Consider the following 18,410-nt stretch of genomic DNA (forward strand, 5'->3'; position numbering starts at 1 on the left):
GCCTGTTGCTGTCATCGGGCTTTTACAATGAATGGACATATTGTAACAGTGCAGGAACAGGTTGGGTTCGCGTCTCGCTTGCGGGGCGGGTAAACTCAGCGAAAAACAACTCATCAGCTACACTGACTCCATGACCACTATCCAGCCGGCATTCATCGATTTCGAGGCATCAAGCCTTGATCTGATCGCGAGCTACCCCATCGAGGTGGGAATCTGCATGCCGGATGGCACTCTCCACAGCTGGCTGATCAGCCCCCATGTGCTCTGGCAGGACTGGTCACAAAGCGCTGAGCAGATCCACGGCATAACCCGCCAGACCCTTGAGGCGGATGGTATAGCGGTGAGCGAAGTCGCCAGTGCCCTCAACGAACTGCTGCCGGAACAGGTGTTTTGCGATGCCTGGACGTTCGACAGTTTCTGGCTGCACCGTTTGTTCAAGGCTGCCCGCATAACGCCGACATTTCAGCTTGAATCCATTTCAGCGCTGCTGGACACAAGGCAGGTACGCGAATGGTCGGCACTTCGCCAACAGGTAATTACAGAGCTTGGCCTGCCTGTGCATAGGGCCGCCAACGATGCCCTGATTCTCCACAAAACCTGGGAACGGATTGCCCCGGAACAGGACGAACTGGCATCGTTAACGGGTCAAACCCGGCAGGCCTGACGCATTTCCAGGTGATCAGTGCCTGGCGTGACGGACACGCAATGCGATGACCTCGAGACCATCCCGAAGGGTATTCAGCGTCCAGTAGGTCACCAGGGCCATGAGCGCGGCTCCGGCCACGGTAAACACCAGATTCTCACCCACGACCTGCTCCTGAGCGACCAGAAGGTAAAAACCAAGTGCAACAATCAGGGCGAGCTCAATCAATGCGTGGGAACGGAACTTTTTACTGGCAGATCCGGCGTTGTCGGACATTTTGCTAGGTTTCAACCTCTGTCTATTGATGGCAATTAATCGAATATTAGTGTGCGAATTATCGCCGGGACAGACCACGAAATCTGTAAGAAGTAATGGCTACGAAGATTCCACTACCCAAAAAAAACGCAGCCCTAAAGGCTGCGTAGAAAGGAGAGATCCATAGACTGCTTGGCGCGGCAGGCAGTCAGGATTGCACAACGTAAAACACGTGACGGATGAAATTATGCCAAGCGCCCCCGGAAGCCGTCTGTAGGGGTTTGCCGAAGATGCAGGGCTATTGCAAACGGCCCATTAGCCGATACACTGGTAGTCGAACCGAAACACAAGAGCCGGTATGACCAGAATGATTCCACAGTTCATTGCTTACACAGCAGCAGGTTGCCATGCAGGGCAGTCTGTTCGCGCGATGGTGAAAGACATCTAACGGCTTTCGGTCAGTCCCGGGAGCCTTTGTAGCGACCGGGTCAGCTTCTCCGCGAAACCCCGGTTGCTTCAGGCACCGGGGTTTTGTTTTTGCAGCCGCAAAACGACAAGGAGAACATCATGAAAAGACATCCGACAACTCGGGCAGCAAACCAGCCCATGAACAGTCGCCAGGGCCAGATCAAGCGTCCGGAGAAGCTGCCGCTGCTGGATGCAATCTGCAAAAAACTCAATCAGCGCGTCAATCTGGATGACGAACAGCGGGTGCTGGGCGTGTATGAGCGGGGCTGGATCTTCAAGGGCGTTCTGGGCAATCTGAACGACGCCGAGGCAAGGTACGTCAGAGCCCTGGCGACCCGTTACAATTCCTGGATTGCCCGGCAGGTCGCCTGATTCAGAAGTTGCCTGTCTGAACCGGTCAGTGGCGCCGGTTCAGACCCTGCATCATCGCCATATCGCCGCCGTGAACCATGGCGTAATTATTGACAACATCGTGTATTTTTTCCTGGGAGTAAGGCTTGACCACGTAGCCGTTAGCCCCGGCACTGATCGCCCGCTGAATACTCTCGATCGAATCGTCCGCCGTCACCAGCACAATGTGCTGTTCCTCACGGGCGCCCTTGAATTCCAGCATCAGTTCATGCCCATCGCCGTCCGGCAGCCCCAGATCCAGCAGGATGATGTGAAACTCTCCGGCCTTGAAAGCTGTCCTGGCGGAAGCCGCATCAATACACTCGATCACTTTGGTTGCGCCAGCGTTGTAGAGCATATCCACCAGCCGCTCTCGCATCACTGGCTCATCTTCCACTACCAGCACCTTCAGATCCGTCATGTGGGTTGCTCCTCTCAAACTGTCGGGTCGTTGCCTGTGCGCCGCGGCAGGTCCAGCGGCGCTGGTCGGGGCTCGCTTATGTCACTGTAGTCGGAACGTGGCGAGGCCTCCGGATTGGCCGTCGTCCCGTCTTCCATGCCAAACCGTGTCAGTATATTGCTGATGCTCACGGCGGTTGTGTAGAGGGAGATCGCAATAATCAGAAGGATCGGCTGAACAAAGGTTACAAAACCAGGTACATCCGCGCTGCCCAGTATACTCAGGATCAGAATGATTGCCGGCCCCAGCACCACGAAAAGCGTGAGGGCAATGAAGAAAACGATGCGCTCCTTGTAACGCCCGAGATCCCGGTTGGTCACGAGACCGAGCACGAACTTGCCGATAGCCAGACCGGCAAGAATAGCGGCAGCGATACTCAGGTCCGGTCGAAGCAGGGTTTCGTAGAGCCGGCCTTCCCACAGCCGTTGCATGCCGATAATCAGAAAGGGAAACAACACAAACAGGATGTCGGCATAGGTACCGTACATCATGCTCAGGGAATGGTGTTCTCGGCGTTCCGGCAACTCACTCATCGGGTTCTTCCTGTTGGTCATACTCACACACGTCAGCCTGGCGTTTTCGCAGCGACGAGGGCACGGTCTATCATTTCACCGAGTCCCTTCAGTTCGCTGCGAACACTGTCCCAGTCCGGCTCAGTGACTTTCAGCAGATCTTCCAGTATACCCGCCTGTCGGGTCATAAGCGGATAGCCCATGGCCCCCGCCGTGCCCTTGATCTGGTGGGCTTCGGTTTTAATTGCTTCACGATCTGCGTCCGCCAGCGCGGCGTCCATTCGGGCCCGTCGCGAGGCAAGCCCATCAAGAAACTGCGCCACCAGGTGGGCAATTTCGGCGTCTTCGCCGGTATCCGCGGCGGAAACGCGCCCCGTGCCCAGCAGTCGATCCAGCAGGGCCGTCAGGTGGGACTGATCAATGGGCTTGTTCAGCACGCCGTCACAGCCGGCCTCAAGCAATGCATCGGTTTCCTTCTGATCGCCGGCTGTGAAGGCAATCACCGGCCGACGAAACCCGGCCTGGCGCAGCAACCTGGTGGCATCAACACCATCCATACCCGGCATGTGACGGTCCATCAGCACCAGATGCACGGTATCGGACAATGCAGTCCGAACCGCGTCCTCGCCGCCGGTAACTGCCACGACGTCCAGACCTTCCCGACGCAGCATACGCTCTACCAGCTGGCGGTTTTCGGTGTTGTCTTCGGCAACCAGCACCTTGCCCTGATAGCGTGAGGTTCGGCCCTGAGCGAACTCCGGCGTCACCGACAGGTATCGTCCCAGGGTTTCATAGAAGCGCTGCTTGTCGATGGGCTTCGCCAGGTGTTCATTGCAGCCGGCCAGGCGATAGTCGGCAATGTCCTCGGACATCACATTGGCGGTGAGCGCGATTACCGGCGTATTAACCCCCGCTTCCCGCAGTGCCGCCGTCGCGTCACGCCCGTTCATCACCGGCATCTGTATGTCCATCAGGATCAGATCAAAGGGTTCGCGAATCGCCAGTTCCAGGGCTTCCGCTCCGTTGCTCACATGGACTAGCTCGGCGCCGGTTCGTGACACCAGCAGGGAAACAAGCCGCCGGTTCACCTCGTTGTCTTCGGCACACAGGATACGACCGGACAGTCGCGGCGCGACAACCATGGGGATGGTCCTGCGGCGCTGGCTCAGTTCCGAGGCATCACGCAGGAAATGCACATCATCCAGTGGCCCCGTCCGGATCGAAAGCTCAAACTCGCTGCCCTCACCATAGGTGCTGTTCACCCGGATACTGCCGCCCAGCATTTCCGCCAGACGACGGGAAATGCTGAGCCCGAGGCCGGTGCCACCATATTGCCTGGAAATGGCGGCACTGCCCTGGGCAAAAGGATCGAACAGCCGCCCCAATTGCTCCGGCTTCATGCCAATGCCGGTATCCACAACCCGGGCCACGAGCAATTCCTGATCGCGATCACAACGGACCACCAGGGAAATGGACCCCTTATCAGTGAATTTCAGGGCATTGCCACACAGGTTGATGATGATCTGACGCAGTCGGGTGGGGTCGGTGCGCACCTGCTCCGGCAACGGGTATTCGCAGATGATGCTGAAATCCAGGCCTTTTTCCCGGGCTCTTGGCGCAAAGAAGGCGCGAATTTCATCAAGAAGTTCCGGAAGATTGACCGATACGATGTCCACATCCAGTTTGTTGGCGTCGATCTTCGAATGGTCGAGAATGTCGTTGACCAGATCCAGCAGATGCCGGCCGCTGCGCACCACCGTCTCGGCACTGCTTCTTTTCTCCGGCTCGCTGAGATCCGGATCAAGCAGCGTTTCACCGTAACCGATGATGGCTGCCAGCGGTGTGCGGATCTCATGGCTCATATTGGCCAGGAACTGGCTTTTCGCCTCCGCCGAATTGCGGGCAAGCTCCTTCTCGAGCCGCTCCTGCTCGCGCTCCCTCTCGATTCTCAAGCGGTTGTGACTTTCGGTGGCGTCGATGCATGTGCCTTCCAGATGGGTCGGCTCACCCTCGGTGTCATACACCGTGTGAAGTGAGATGGTCGCCCAGCGCTCGTCACCATCCCGGGTCAGGTACCGGGCCTCAATACCCTTGACCGTGCCCCGGGCCTCCAGTTGCTCGATCACCAGCCGCCGAAGCCGCTCGTCGGCAAGGCAGGTTTCCAGTACGTCCGGGTTCCGCTTGAGCAACTCGCGGCTGCTGTTATAGCCCAGCAGGCGAGCCATGGCCGGATTGGCCGTGACAAATCGCCGGTCCGGCGACATCTGGAACACCCCCTCGATGGCGTTATCGAACAGCGACTGGTAGCGCTGAAGGTTCGACAATGCTCGTTGGCTCCAGCCCAGTGCCTCGCCCTGAACCTGTTTGATCCTGTCTGCAAGGGCAAAGGAGAACAGAATAATCTGGGCGGTGAGCCCGAACTGAGGCGAATAGGCGGTGAAAGTATTCAATGGCAGTATGCCCATTACCGTCAGGGCGTATATGCCGAAGCCCACCAGCGCCAGAGTCCAGGCAAAAAAGTAGGAACGGGCCGCCGGGTTGTAATAGCGCCAGGACAGGTAACTGACCACGATCAGAATCAGGCTCAGCAGAATGGAGCCAACCACAATCCATTCCATGGCCACGTGGTAGGGCAGGAACAGCGACAGCACAAAAGTAGCGACCACCGAATACAGACACAGGCGGATGACCTGATCAAGATCGGCAGACCGCTCTCGGGTCTCGAGCAGCGACCTCGCCATCAGCAGGCCCCAGAACCAGGTCAGAATGATCTGGAAGTGCAGGAACTGCTTGTCGAACAGAGCGGGCCGGCTATCGAGAAGCTGGATACCGTGAACCTGTTCGGTGAAGATAAAGATGGCCGCAAAGACCAGGTAGAGCACGTAATAGATGTTGCTCCGCTCGCGAACCGAGACCGCGACGAACAGGTTGTAGGCGAGAATGGCGAGCACCGAACCAAGGAGGATGCCCCGCACCAGCTCATCCACCGAGACTTTTTCAATATAGCTGTCCGGGTGCCAGAGGCTGATCGGCAGACGGAAAGTATTGGTGTTGACCACCCGCAGGTAGACGTGGCTGAGGGAATCCGGTGCCAGGGCAAGGCGGAATGTCGGGTTGGGGACAGCCAGGTCCCGTTCCACCCAGTTGTCCTCGTAACCCGCCTGTCGCTGATCAACCAGATCCCCGTCGCGGACCATGAAGAGGGTGACCTCATCCACCAGTGGCAGGGCAAGCTCAAGGATCCATCCGTTCTGGTCCAGATTGCCACCGGAGCGCAGATCCAGGCGCACCCAGTATGCGGATTCCGTGTAGCCGAAGTTCAACACGCCACCTTCGTGGCGGGTGAAGGCACCCGATTCGAGAGCACGAACCTCACCAAGGGTCAGTTCCTGACCCGGGTCCTCGAGATACCAGATACAGCCACCCAGATCACGGATACTCTCGATACCGCCGTCCAGGACAATCTCGCCATCACGGCAGGGCCCGGCCGCACTGGCCGACGCCGGCATCATGGCCGTGGCCAGGAACAGCAGGGCCACTACCAAAGACGTCACCGCTGGAAGCGCCAATTCAAGCCGTTGCCGCAAAATGTGATCTCCGCGAGGGTAGATACCGGTTTTTTGTTTTACTGTCAGTAGCCACGCCGGGGCTATACCGTCCCGGTGACTCACTTTAGCCGTTTACACCGTTTTCCGCATCCCGGGGCCATCTGAAATGAGACATTCCTGCATTTTCGCCGCTGTTTCCATGACCACACTTGTCCTGAGTGGCTGCGGACTTGAGGACACTGGCCCTTCAGCCTTCAATCCAGCCACCAATGTTGATCTGACCTTCTCAAGCTTCGACCTGGAAAACACCGAGGTGGCGCCGGACAATCTCGGCAACACCCGTTTCTGGGACTTCTACCGGGGCATCCAGCCCGCAGCAGACGATTCCGACGACCTGGAAACCACCGGCGAAATACGCAGCCACATCGAGATTTTCGCCCGTGCGACGCCAACGGACGCGGGCACCAGTTTTGACAGCGTGCGCAACCCCCTGGACCTGATGAACCAGGTGCTGGCCTCAGGCGAAGTCACCAATTTCCAGGAAGGCAAGCGATACATCAGCCAACGGATTGCCGATGGTGTCGCCGGTACCTACAACACCCGGGGTAACGGCGCGCAGATCCGGTTCACAGACCAGTCGGCGGTGATTGCCAATTTGCCGCTGAACGACCAGCTCTGGATCTACCCGACGCTCGACTGGCGTTACCTGCCGGATGGCCCGGAAGGCTCGGATCTCGAAAACAAGGTCTATCGCACGATCCAGTATGTCAGCCGCAGTGTGGAGGAAGAGGAACAGGCCGCCCAGCCGGAACTGGTCAGTGTGCTGGCAGGCAGCCGGTTTGATGCCAACAGTTTCATGACACTGGGCTACAGCCCCACCGAATTCGCCACCGCCGACTACCTGAGCCGGAGCCATGGCAGCATTGAACTGCGCCAGGATTTCATTGACGAAAACACCGACACGCTGTTTATCAAGAATGACGAATCCGACGTGATCACGCTCGATCGTTATCCGGGTTATGGCCTTGGGGACAACAGCCCGGACTGCCTGAGAGTTGAGCTGGATTACAACATGGATCTGGTCAGGATTTTTGCCTCGAACGGCGAGCCAGCGCGCATTGACAACCCTGACTCAACTGACGAGCAAGACACCATACCGAATCCGGCCAATTGCACCTACCAGAAAGATGCCGACGCGATGACCAGCTGGGCAACGGTGCCTGTTGCCGGGCGCTAGCCGGCGCCGCCATCCCTGAGATCCCAGTTTTGCAGGAAGCCTTTCTTGCGGTCGATCATGCGTTCATAGGTGGAGATCATGATGGCCGCGTGGGGTGCTTTGACAAGACGCAGGGTTTCTATTCGGCGTTCAAGCCGTTCAACTTCAGAGCGCACCTGCTGGTGCACATGATTTCGAACGCTGTCGTGATGATCCAGCTTTACCTCACGGGAGGCGAACTGGTGACTGGGGGGTGTGGGCTTGTCCATTCGGCTTCTCGTCCATTGAGTCGTGATAGATCCTTTTCCCATCACGCAAGTCTGCACAACTGTCCGACATAGTGCAATTAAAATGAATAGAGTTTCATTTTTATTTTCAGCTCTGCCGGACCTCCTGTCATTCAGACGACAGAACCCCTGCTATAGTTCCCTGTAGAGACGACATTGCCCACCGACAGGAGCTCCCATGACCCAGACATCCGTGGCGGATACCCTCCGTGAATATCTGTCGCTGCTGGAACTGCTGGACGATGCCTACTGGGAAGCCAGCAGCATTCACCACAAGGATATGCTGTACGACATCATCAGCATCTTCAGCCAGGAAGTGGCCGAGATAAACAAGCTCAGTATCCAGGACCACCATTACCCCTATGAGGTAATTACAGAAGGCATACGCCGGGTTGTGCCCAAGCTTGAGCGACTTGATGAAAACCGGGAAGACGTCATCCAGCGCACACAGACCCTGACGGATTTCAGGGACATTCTGTCCTCCGTGCTGGGCATACTCGAAGCCCAGCTCAGGACGCTCTGAACCCTGCGCCTCAGGCGGCGATCAGCGGTCGCCGGTGCTCGGGTATCAGCGGAAAACGATTGCCCACGGTATACACGAACTTCGCCAGTGCCGGCAGGTGATGACCGACGATCGGGATGCCGGTGTTCAGCAGACTGACCGAAATATCACGGGCGGCATCCGCCCAACACAGCTTGTTGATCAGACCCACGTGACCGAAAGCAAACCGGCTGTTCTGACCCCAGAGGCCCACCGGGTTGCCACCCAGCATCATGCCGGCACTGAAGCGCATGGGTATCATCATGGTGCGGTCTATCTGTAGCGAACCGAACTGTTGAATAGCCCGGCGGATGGTGATTTCGCTGCAGATACGACGGCCGTTCCAGAGCCCGCCATTCAGCATCATCTGGAAGAAGCGGCCCATTTCCTCGGCCGTGCCGCACAGATTGCCCGCCGGAATCACCGCTTCCTGGAACCTCGGGTCGTTGGTAACCCGCTCGACTGTCCGGATATCGCCACCCAGCGCGCGGTTAACAACCCAGGAAACGGGGAAACGCGGCGTTGGTCCGGTGGCGTAATTACAGGCCAGCTCATCAAGATGCTCCGGGGCAATGCCATAGGTAAACCATTTCATGCCCATGGGCCGACGCAAATGCTTGTCGAGGTATTTTTCAATGGTGTCGCCCGTGACGCGTTCCAATACCCGCTGCAGGACAAAACCGCCGGTGATGGCGTGATAGGCCACCTTGGCGCCGTCCACTTCCACCGGTCGTGCAGCACAGAGCAGACGCCAGATTTCATCGTTATCCCACAGCACATCAATCGGCGTTTCCCGCGGAATGGCGGGAATGCCACCCCGGTGAGAGAGAACCTGGTGAACGGTGATGGTCCTTTTTCCATTCGCCCCGAACTCCGGGCAGTAGTAAGACACGGGATCCATCAGGTTGACCAGGCCCTGTTCCGCCAGCATGTGCATAAGCAGCGCCGTAACCGCCTTGGAGGCGGAGAAGTAGCAGATCGGGGTATCGGTCCTCATCGGAACCTTGGCGGCGTCTCGTGGGTCATGGGGGCCATTGCCACTGGCATGGCCAATCGCCCGGTGCAGCACCTGCTCACCCTTATGGCGGATGGAGATCTGGATACCCGGGTGCACGCCGGTCCGATAAAGGCTCTGGACGCTGCGCCACAGGGCATCAACCGTTTCCTGGCTGACACCGGCAGCAGCCGGGTTTTCACCGGCTTCATCCCGAAAGGTGACGGATTCGAGATCCTCGGGAATCTGGCTGCTATGGAGGGCACGGCGGGCAAGTCGGTTCATCGGCTCAAACCTTTTTCAGTACGATTGTTGTTTTTCTATGTTCAACAGAACCTACCCGGTCCGCATTGGCCGGGCCGCGGCAAGGCGGACGTCACCTACTCCACCCGGCCGGGACACGGGTCTCACTACTGATTATGGACCTGGTCATGCAGGTGCGCCATGGCGACACAGTTGCGGCCCCGATCCTTTGCCAGGTACATGGCCTTGTCGGCGGCGGCACAGAGTGTCGAAGCAGTCTGCCCGTGATCCGGATAGACCGCAACGCCCACACTGATGGTCAAGGGCACTGCCTCGCCATTCCCCAACGGCTGTGGCTCTTCCGCCACTTTGCGCCGCAAACGCTCGGCCGTTTCCTGGGCCTTCTCCAGATCCATTTCAGGCAAAACAATCACGAACTCCTCGCCGCCAAACCGACCGATGGAATCGACGCTGCGGACGCTGCCCAGCAACAGGCGGCTGATACCCCTGAGAACCGAGTCACCTGCAGCATGGCCGTAGGTGTCATTCACATCCTTGAAATGGTCGAAATCGACCCAGAGCACCGCCATGGGTCGCTGGTAACGCCGGGCCCTCTGAAGTTCCTCATCCAGCACCCGGGACATTTCCCGTCTGTTCAGAAGACCGGTCAGGGGATCCCGAGTGGCCATTTGTTCAAGCTCTGTCTCCAGCACTTTGCGGTCAGAAATGTCCAGAATGATGCCTTCAAGGTGGATCGAACCATCTTCCTCTTGAACGCCTCGTCCCCGCTCCCAGACCCAGATACGACTGCCGTCTTTTCGGGTGACCTCATATTCCAGAGAAAACGATTCTTCTTTTTCCAGGGCCACTCTGACTTGCTCGAACAATTGCTGATTAGAAGCTTCGCTGACCAGTGCCGCATAACTGGTGACTCGGTTGTTGACCAACTCATCGGGCTCATAACCAGTTAACTTGGTACATCCCTGGGAGACAAATTTCATCGTCCAGTCCTGATCATACAGGCATCGATAAGCCATGCCCGGGAGATTGTCCATCAGGATCTGGAGCTGACGCTCGCGTTCACGGAGTGCTTGCCGTTGTCTGTGTTGGAGACTGAGAAGAGCCCGATCCTTGGTGAGCTGGCGGAGCAACACAGAAAACAGAATTACCCCGGTTATCAGCACAAAGAAAGAGCCTTTCCAGGTCTGGATGACGGAGAGGGTTTTCGGGTCAGGAAACCATGCCTCCGCGAGAGTGTCGGAAAACGCAATCCAGGCAAAGCCGGCGATCAGATAGACCAGGGCAGCCCAACCAGCGCGCCGCAGGGGTGTGCGGTTATCGTTCAAGCTTTTCATTCCCTGAGATTTCGACGACGAAGGCTCCATGGACACAGCCATCGATGGTTGAATATTTACAATGTACGAAAAATAGTCATAACGGGGCGTTAAGTCGAGCGTCAAATGTCATGCCCGGTAAAATCCGCCCAGGAATCGGGTTTTGCTTCCATACCAGACAGTTGTTGTGATGCCGCTTAGCTGCTTTAATTCCCGGTTTCTGCCGTCTTTCAGGAGCCGAGCATGACGCCTGGCATCAACGCTGCGCGCAAAGCCGCTGTACCCCACACCATCCATGAGTACGACCACGACCCGGCCAGCGAGAGCTATGGCACCGAGGCCGCCGAGAAAACCGGTGTGGATCCCGCCCGGGTCTTCAAGACACTGGTTGTGGCCATCGACGGCAAGGAGCTGGTGGTTGCCATTGTCCCGGTGACCACCATGCTCAATATGAAACTCATTGCCCGGGCGGCTCAGGGTAAAAAAGCCGCCATGGCTGACAAACAGGCGGTTGAACGAACAACCGGCTATGTCCTGGGCGGAGTCAGCCCCCTTGGACAGAAGAAAAAGCTGAAAACCTTTATCGACGACTCAGCCCTGGGCTTCGATACCATTTTCGTGAGTGCCGGGCGACGCGGCCTGGAGATTGAGCTCGCGCCCCGGGACCTGGCAGCACTGGTAAACGGCGGCTTTTTCCCACTCCATCAGGAGTAAGCCTTGAATCACGCAACGGACCTGTTATTGATTGGCGGCACCATGCTGCTGGCCCTGGCAGCACACGGCATCGGCCAACGCATACATGTGCCCAGGGTCACGCTGTTGCTATTGCTCGGCGCGATTGCCGGGCCGGAACTTCTGGACCTTCTGCCAACGGGCGCCGACGCCCACTTCGGATTCATTACCCAGCTAACCCTGGCCATGGTTGGTTTCCTGCTTGGCGAACGCATGGCGGTGAAGAACCTGGCAGAAGGCCGGGAGGCGGTGATCGTCAGTCTCGCGGTCACTCTGGTAACAGCCGCATTCGTTGCCGCCGCGGTCTGGCTGGTGACCTGGAATCTTGCCGCTGCGCTGCTCCTTGGCTCCATCGCAACGGCTACAGCACCGGCAGCGACACTGGACACTCTTAAGGAAGCCGGTGCCAACGGCCCGCTGACTCGGCTGGTCTTCCAGGTAGTCGCCATTGACGATGCCTGGGGCGCCATCCTGTTCAGCGTCTGCCTGGTCGGCGCGCAATTGCTGCTGGGCGAGGACGGTACCGGACTTTCGACCCTTGTGATCGGGTTTCTGGATGTGGGAGGGGCGGTTCTGCTGGGCCTTGTGCTGGGCTTGCCCATGGCCTGGCTCACCGGCCGGCTGCGGCCCGGCGAACCGATGTTGCTGGAGTCTGCCGGTTTCGTCTTCGTGGCCGCCGGCATTGCGTCGTTTCTTGGTCTCTCCTATCTGCTTACCTGCATGACCCTGGGCATAGTGGTCGCCAACCGGGCAAGGCATCACGTGCGCCCATTCCGTTCAATTGAAGGTATTTCCGAGCCGTTCCTGGCCCTTTTCTTTTTCATGGCCGGCTACCAGCTTGAATGGTCCATGCTGCCAACTCTGGGTGCCCTGGGTCTCGCTTACGTGGCCGCTCGCATTGGCGGCAGGTTGGCTGGTGGACGGTTGGGCGGCTACCTGGCCGGTTCCGCGCCGCATACACGCAGACGGATCGGCGCCTGCCTGATGCCCCAGGCCGGTGTTGCCCTTGGCCTGGCACTGCTGGCAACGGAACGGCTGCCGGAGCTGACCTATGTTCTGCCCCTGGTGATCGGTGCAACGGTGACCTTTGAACTGGTCGGGCCGCCGCTCACTCTGATCCAGCTGAGGCGTGCCGGTGAAACCGGCAAAGGCTATCAGGACGAGCCAGACGAAGACTGATTGCCCGGCGCGGCCACAAAAAAACCGGAGAACCTGCTGAGGCTGTCCGGTTTTATCGGCATCCGGGCATCAAGCCCGGATACTCTGGCGCTGGATCACTTCACCGATGCCTGGGCATCCGTAAGGATCTTGTTCAGCGTGGCGCTCGGCTGCATCACTTCGCAGACCTTCTCCATCGGCGGGTGGTAGTAGCCACCGATATCCGCCGGGTTGCCCTGAACCACGGTCATTTCTTCCAGGATCTTGTCCTTGTTCTCTTCCAGCTGTGAAGACAGCTTGGTGAAGAACTCCTTCAGCTCCTTGTCGCTGTCCTGGTTGGCCAGCTCTTCTGCCCAGTAACGGGCGAGGTGGAAGTGAGAACCGCGGTTGTCGAGCTCGCCGGTAACCCGGGACGGAGACTGGTTGTTTTCCAGCAGACGCTCAGTGGCCTTGTCCAGGGTCTGACCCAGCAGGCGCGCTCGCTCGTTGTTCTGCTTCTCGCCCAGCTCGTCCAGGGAGACGGCAGTGGCCAGGAATTCACCCAGGGAGTCCCAGCGCAGGTGGTTTTCCTGGATCAGCTGCTGCACGTGCTTGGGCGCTGAACCGCCGGCACCGGTCTCGTACAGGCCACCGCCATTCAGCAGCGGAACGATGGACAGCATCTTGGCACTGGTACCCAGCTCGAGGATCGGGAACAGGTCGGTGAGGTAGTCACGCAGTACGTTACCGGTCACTGAAATGGTATCCAGGCCGCGAATCAGGCGCTCCATGGTCCAGCGAATCGCGCGAACCGGAGACATGATACGGATATCCAGACCCTCCGTGTCGTGATCCTTCAGGTAGGTGTTCACCTTATTGATCAGCTGGGCGTCGTGGGCACGCTCGTCGTCCAGCCAGAACACCGCCGGCATGCCGGTGGCACGGGCACGGTTGACCGCCAGCTTGACCCAGTCACGGATCGGCAGGTCCTTGGTCTGGCATGCGCGCCAGATGTCGCCTTTCTCGACGTTGTGCTCGGTCAGCACGGTGCCGTCTTCGGCAACAACGCGAACAACACCCTCTTCCTTGATTTCAAAGGTCTTGTCGTGGGAGCCGTACTCTTCGGCTTTCTGCGCCATCAGACCAACGTTCGGCACGGTACCCATGGTGGTGGGATCGAAGGCACCGTGAGTCTTACAGAAGTTGATCACTTCCTGGTAGATGGTGGCGTAGGTGGACTCGGGCATAACCGCCTTGGTGTCCTTGAGCTTGTTGTCCCGTGCCCACATCTTGCCGGAATTACGGATCATTGCCGGCATGGAGGCATCAACAATCACGTCGCTGGGGACGTGCAGGTTGGTGATGCCCTTGACCGAATCCACCATCGCGATTTCCGGACGGTGCTCGTAACAGGCGTGCAGGTCTTCCTGGATCTGCTCCTGCTTGGATTCCGGCAGTTGCTTGATCTTCTCGACCACGCTGGACAGGCCGTTGTTCGGGTTCACGCCAATCTCGTCGAAGAGCTCACCGTACTTGTCGAACAGGTCCTTGTAGAAAACCTTCACCGCGTGACCGAAGACGATCGGGTGGGAGATTTTCATCATGGTGGCTTTCACGTGCAGAGAGAACATGACACCGGTGTTCTCGCAATCGGCAATGGCGTCCTCGAAGAACTTCACCAGCGCCTTCTTGCTCATGAACATGCCGTCCAGTACTTCGCCTTCCTGCAGCGGCAGTTCGGATTTCAGAACGGTCTGCTTACCCTGCTTGTTCTCGAACACGATGTTGGCTTTGGTAGCCTTGTCCAGAGTTACGGACTGCTCGCTGGAGTAGAAATCGCCGCCACGCATGTGGGCCACGTGGGTACGCGATGCCGGGCTCCATTCACCCATGGTGTGCGGGTATTTCCGGGCAAACGCTTTTACCGCAGCCGGGGCACGACGGTCGGAGTTGCCTTCACGGAGCACCGGGTTAACGGCACTGCCCAGAGCCTTGGCGTAACGGGACTGGATTTCTTTCTCTTCGTCTGTCTCAGGATTCTCTTTGTATTCGGGAAGCTTGTATCCCTGCTCGTTCAGCTCTGTGATAGCCGCCCGTAGCTGCGGAATAGACGCTGAGATGTTCGGCAGTTTAATGATGTTGGCGTCTGGGTCCTTGGTGTATTCACCCAGTTCGGCCAGGGCATCCGGAACCCGCTGATCTTCCTCCAGATAATCCGGGAAGTTCGCCAGAATACGCGCCGCGAGAGAGATGTCGCTGGTTTCGAATTCAATACCAGCCGGCTTGGCATAGGTTTCCAGGATGGGAAGAAGCGACCGTGTTGCGAGGGCTGGTGCCTCGTCGGTCAGTGTGTAGACAATCTTGGCTTTGGATGATGTCATTTTCGTCCTCAGGCTAATGGGTGGGTTCAGGACGGTCATGGCGGGGTCAGGCGTCTTTTGAACGTCCGACCTGAGCAATGACTGATTAGGAACTTTTGATAGACCTACTAAGATACCAGTTTTTCGTTAATTTTGGTTACGATCTTAGTATAAGAACGGACTAAAAATGCCTGATCTTCGGTTACAAGACGATGAAATGGCGGGAATTTACGAAACTTTCTAACATCGGACATTCGGGTAGAGCGGCAGAAGAACCCCTTTCCAAAACACGCTCCTAACGGCACATCCCTGTGACGCTTGGGCTCCGCCATCCCTGGCTCCGCACAGTTTTGGAAAGGGGTTCTTCTGCCGCTCACCGGGCCTCTCGGTGTGCCTCCGCGCGGTCAATCAAGGCCATTCTCGGAAGCATTTTTGTCGACAAAATCAAGAGAGTAAGTCGGATTAACACAGCATAAACCGACAGCCTCCATCAGATTTCAGACCCTCAACTGGGCAACAGCCCAACCTCGGCCAACCGCTCCCGAATGTGATCCAACGCTTCGGGGTTCCCCAAAGCATCCCGATTATCCGCCTTCTTCGAACCATTGATCAGACGGGCCACTGCCAATTCCACCTTTTTGCCACTGCGGGTGTACGGAATGTCGTTCACCTCCACAATGTGCTTGGGCACGTGCCGTGGGCTGGCGCCTTCGCGGATTCGGCTCTTGAGCTGTTTCAGCAGGTCGTCGGTGATTTCCTGGCCGTCGGCCGGAACCACCAGCAGAACCACTTCCACGTCGCCGTCGATCTGGCGGCCGACGACGAGGCTGTCCTTCACCTCGGCCACGGTTTCGACCTGGCGGTAGATTTCCGCGGTACCGATTCGAACGCCGCCCGGGTTCAGGGTGGCGTCGGAGCGGCCATAGATGATGGCACCGCCGTGTTCGGTGAACTCGATGAAATCACCGTGGGCCCATACGCCCGGGAAGGTGTTGAAGTAGGCGTCGCGGTAGCGCTCGCCGTCCGGATCCTGCCAGAAGCTGACCGGCATGGATGGTAACGGCTGGCGGCAGACCAGCTCGCCGCGGCCTTCGGTGACCGGCTGGCCGTCGTCGCCGTAGGCGACAGCGTCGACACCCAGGAAACGGCACTGGATTTCGCCGCGACGAACAGGCAGCAGCGGCGTTGAGCCGACGAAGCAGCCGCAGATGTCCGTGCCACCGGCAATGGAGCCAAGCAGGGCGTCGGGAGCGCCATCGCTGTAAACCCAGTCATAATCTTCCGGCAACAGCGGTGAGCCGGTAGAGAACACCACTCGCAGCTTGCTCTGATCCAGGGTTTTTGCGGGCTTGAGCTCGCCTTTGCGGCAGCCGGCGATGAAGCGGGCGCTGGTTCCGAAGTGGGTGACCTTCTCTTCCGCCACGGTGTCCCACAGGAAGTTCAGACTCGGGTAACCCGGAGAGCCATCAACGGTAATCACGGCGGCACCGGTCATCAGGGCGGAAGCCTGCCAGTTCCACATCATCCAGCCACAGGTGGTGAAATACAGGAACCGGTCATCCGGGCCAACGTCACCATGCAGCATCAGCTCTTTGGCATGGTTGACCAGCAGACCGGCGTTGCCGTGGACGATGCACTTGGGCTTGCCGGTGGTACCCGAGGAATAGAGGATATAGACCGGATGGTCCGGTGGCAGCGGCGTAAACGAGGGCGCCTTGCCTTCACCGAAGGCCAGTGCATCTTCCCAGGTGGTGACCAGGTCACCAGGAATTGGGGCATCGTCCGGCAGTTGCTGGACACTGACGACGGATTTGAGGGTCGGCAGGCCGGCAATCAGCTCGGCGAAATCCTGCTGGCGAGCAAAGACTTTACCGCCGTAGCCATAACCATTCACCACGATCAGTGCTGCCGGTTCGATCTGGCCAAAGCGGTCGAGAATCGCACCGATGCCAAAATCGGGAGACGCGGAACTCCAGATGGCGCCAAGGCTCGTCGCAGCCAGCATACCAACCAGGGCTTCGTAGCCATTGGTGACGACACCGGCTACTCGATCACCCTGTTGAACGCCTTTGTCACGCAGAAAGGCTTCCAGGGCACCCGCGTCTGCCTTGACCTCGGCATAGGTGCGACGCAGCACCGGACGGGTTTCACAGTAGGCCACGACCGCTTCACGATCGCGGTGCTCACCATCCGCGAGCCTCAGCAGGTTGGCGGCAAAATTCAGCTTCATCCCGGGGAACCATTCGGCGCCCGGCATTTCACGCTTGCCCAGTACCTTTTGAGCCGATGTATCGCAGACAAGGCCACAGTAATCCCAGACTTTCTGCCAGAAGGTTTCCAGCTCATCAATGGACCACTGGTGCAGTGCGTGGTAGTCAGCAAACGGGCCGAAGCCCTGCTGCTCAAGCCATGTCTCGAACTGGCCCATGCGGGAATTCGCCAGGGTGTCTTCCGACGGAGACCAGACTACCGGTGATTGTTCTTCATTGCTCATCCATATCTCCTGAATGTTACTGCATATGCCAGCCGTGACTGACCACGATGGACTGGCCAGTCAAAGCCGCAGAGGGGAATGCAGCCAGATGAACGGCCAACTCTGCCACGTCTTCCAGGGTGGTGAATTCCCCGTCCACAGTGTTCTTGAGCATAACTTTGCTGATCACTTCCTCTTCGGAAATGCCCAGCTCCTTGGCCTGTTCCGGAATCTGCTTGTCCACCAGTGGCGTGCGCACAAACCCGGGGCAGATGATGTTACTTCGCACTCCGTGTTCCGCTCCCTCTTTTGCCACCGCCCGACACAGCCCCAGCATGCCGTGCTTGGCCGCCACATAAGGCGCTTTCAGGGGAGAGGCCTCCAGAGAATGCACCGACCCCATGTAGAGCATGGTGCCACCGCCACTCTCGTACATGTGCTTGAGTGCCGCGCGAGTCACCAGGAAAGCGCCATCAAGATGCACATTCATAACTTTGCGCCAATCGGAATAAGCCAGCTTGTGCACCGGATCAATGTGCTGGATGCCGGCGTTCGCAATGGCGATGTCCAGACCACCCCACTGTTTAACCACAAAATTGACGTTTACGTCAACTGCATCTTCGTCAGTCACATCCATTTCAAGGGCGATGGCAGTGCCGCCGGCCTGCTCGATGGCAGCTACGGTGTCCTGTGCCGCCTCGAGTGTCAGATCCGCCACAGCGACCTTGGCGCCTTCGCGGCCGTAGGCCTCAGCAATGGCCCGGCCGATGCCACGGCCGGCACCGGTAATCAAAGCAATCCGGTTTTCCAGACGCAT

At 58.2% G+C, this 18,410-nt stretch carries 16 protein-coding genes; 6 read left to right on the plus strand and 10 right to left on the minus strand.

Going from position 1 to position 18,410, the window contains the following annotated elements:
- Positions 1-130: 130 nt before the first annotated feature.
- A complete protein-coding gene (locus ACWJ62_RS07790) occupies positions 131-664 on the plus strand; it encodes a 3'-5' exonuclease (RefSeq protein WP_449285668.1) in 534 nt (177 codons plus the stop codon).
- Positions 665-679: 15 nt separating this feature from the next.
- Here the strand turns inward: ACWJ62_RS07790 and ACWJ62_RS07795 are convergent, their stop codons facing one another.
- Entirely contained in the window at positions 680-919 is a 240-nt protein-coding gene (locus ACWJ62_RS07795; protein ID WP_449285669.1) for a hypothetical protein, read from the minus strand.
- 546 nt (positions 920-1,465) lie between these two features.
- On the opposite strand from ACWJ62_RS07795, the gene ACWJ62_RS07800 reads away from it, so the two are divergent.
- Complete coding sequence (locus ACWJ62_RS07800) at positions 1,466-1,738, plus strand: hypothetical protein (protein ID WP_449285670.1); 273 nt, start codon at positions 1,466-1,468, stop codon at positions 1,736-1,738.
- Between the two features lie 25 nt (positions 1,739-1,763).
- On the opposite strand, the gene ACWJ62_RS07805 is transcribed toward ACWJ62_RS07800, so the two are convergent.
- Genes ACWJ62_RS07805 through ACWJ62_RS07815 form a run of 3 tightly spaced genes read right to left on the minus strand, consistent with a single transcriptional unit; the run spans position 1,764 to position 6,240 of the window.
- On the minus strand, positions 1,764-2,177 hold the full coding sequence (locus ACWJ62_RS07805) for a response regulator (protein WP_449285671.1): 414 nt from the start codon (positions 2,175-2,177) through the stop codon (positions 1,764-1,766).
- Positions 2,178-2,191: 14 nt separating this feature from the next.
- Positions 2,192-2,749, minus strand: coding sequence for a hypothetical protein (locus ACWJ62_RS07810; RefSeq protein WP_449285672.1), 558 nt, complete (start codon positions 2,747-2,749; stop codon positions 2,192-2,194).
- Between the two features lie 32 nt (positions 2,750-2,781).
- Positions 2,782-6,240, minus strand: coding sequence for a response regulator (locus ACWJ62_RS07815; protein ID WP_449286157.1), 3,459 nt, complete (start codon positions 6,238-6,240; stop codon positions 2,782-2,784).
- A gap of 202 nt (positions 6,241-6,442) precedes the next feature.
- Between ACWJ62_RS07815 and ACWJ62_RS07820 the strand changes: the two genes are divergently transcribed.
- On the plus strand, positions 6,443-7,513 hold the full coding sequence (locus ACWJ62_RS07820) for a hypothetical protein (protein WP_449285673.1): 1,071 nt from the start codon (positions 6,443-6,445) through the stop codon (positions 7,511-7,513).
- Here the strand turns inward: ACWJ62_RS07820 and ACWJ62_RS07825 are convergent.
- The gene (locus tag ACWJ62_RS07825; protein WP_449285674.1) at positions 7,510-7,761 is read right to left on the minus strand and encodes a hypothetical protein; all 252 of its coding nucleotides are present in this window, start codon (positions 7,759-7,761) and stop codon (positions 7,510-7,512) included. The two genes, ACWJ62_RS07820 and ACWJ62_RS07825, sit on opposite strands and share 4 nt — an antisense overlap.
- A gap of 196 nt (positions 7,762-7,957) precedes the next feature.
- Here ACWJ62_RS07825 and ACWJ62_RS07830 point away from each other — a divergent pair, with 196 nt between their 5' ends.
- Entirely contained in the window at positions 7,958-8,302 is a 345-nt protein-coding gene (locus ACWJ62_RS07830) for a hypothetical protein (RefSeq protein WP_008176786.1), read from the plus strand.
- Between the two features lie 10 nt (positions 8,303-8,312).
- Here the strand turns inward: ACWJ62_RS07830 and ACWJ62_RS07835 are convergent, their stop codons facing one another.
- A complete protein-coding gene (locus ACWJ62_RS07835) occupies positions 8,313-9,599 on the minus strand; it encodes a serine hydrolase domain-containing protein (protein WP_449285675.1) in 1,287 nt (428 codons plus the stop codon).
- Between the two features lie 125 nt (positions 9,600-9,724).
- Entirely contained in the window at positions 9,725-10,912 is a 1,188-nt protein-coding gene (locus ACWJ62_RS07840) for a sensor domain-containing diguanylate cyclase (protein ID WP_449285676.1), read from the minus strand.
- Between the two features lie 222 nt (positions 10,913-11,134).
- Here ACWJ62_RS07840 and ybaK point away from each other — a divergent pair, with 222 nt between their 5' ends.
- Positions 11,135-11,605 carry a Cys-tRNA(Pro) deacylase gene (gene ybaK, locus ACWJ62_RS07845; protein WP_449285677.1) on the plus strand — a complete coding sequence of 157 codons (471 nt, stop codon included), beginning with the start codon at positions 11,135-11,137 and terminating at the stop codon, positions 11,603-11,605.
- A 3-nt stretch (positions 11,606-11,608) separates the two neighbouring features.
- Positions 11,609-12,802, plus strand: coding sequence for a cation:proton antiporter (locus ACWJ62_RS07850; RefSeq protein ID WP_449285678.1), 1,194 nt, complete (start codon positions 11,609-11,611; stop codon positions 12,800-12,802).
- Positions 12,803-12,897: 95 nt separating this feature from the next.
- Here the strand turns inward: ACWJ62_RS07850 and ACWJ62_RS07855 are convergent, their stop codons facing one another.
- From ACWJ62_RS07855 to ACWJ62_RS07865, 3 genes are all read right to left on the minus strand, one after another.
- Positions 12,898-15,141 carry an NADP-dependent isocitrate dehydrogenase gene (locus ACWJ62_RS07855; RefSeq protein WP_449285679.1) on the minus strand — a complete coding sequence of 748 codons (2,244 nt, stop codon included), beginning with the start codon at positions 15,139-15,141 and terminating at the stop codon, positions 12,898-12,900.
- 484 nt (positions 15,142-15,625) lie between these two features.
- Entirely contained in the window at positions 15,626-17,614 is a 1,989-nt protein-coding gene (locus ACWJ62_RS07860) for an acetoacetate--CoA ligase (RefSeq protein WP_449285680.1), read from the minus strand.
- A 16-nt stretch (positions 17,615-17,630) separates the two neighbouring features.
- Positions 17,631-18,410: a 3-hydroxybutyrate dehydrogenase gene (locus tag ACWJ62_RS07865; protein WP_148608369.1), complete on the minus strand. Its 780-nt coding sequence runs from the start codon at positions 18,408-18,410 to the stop codon at positions 17,631-17,633.

This window comes from Marinobacter sp. PE14 (assembly GCF_053566155.1).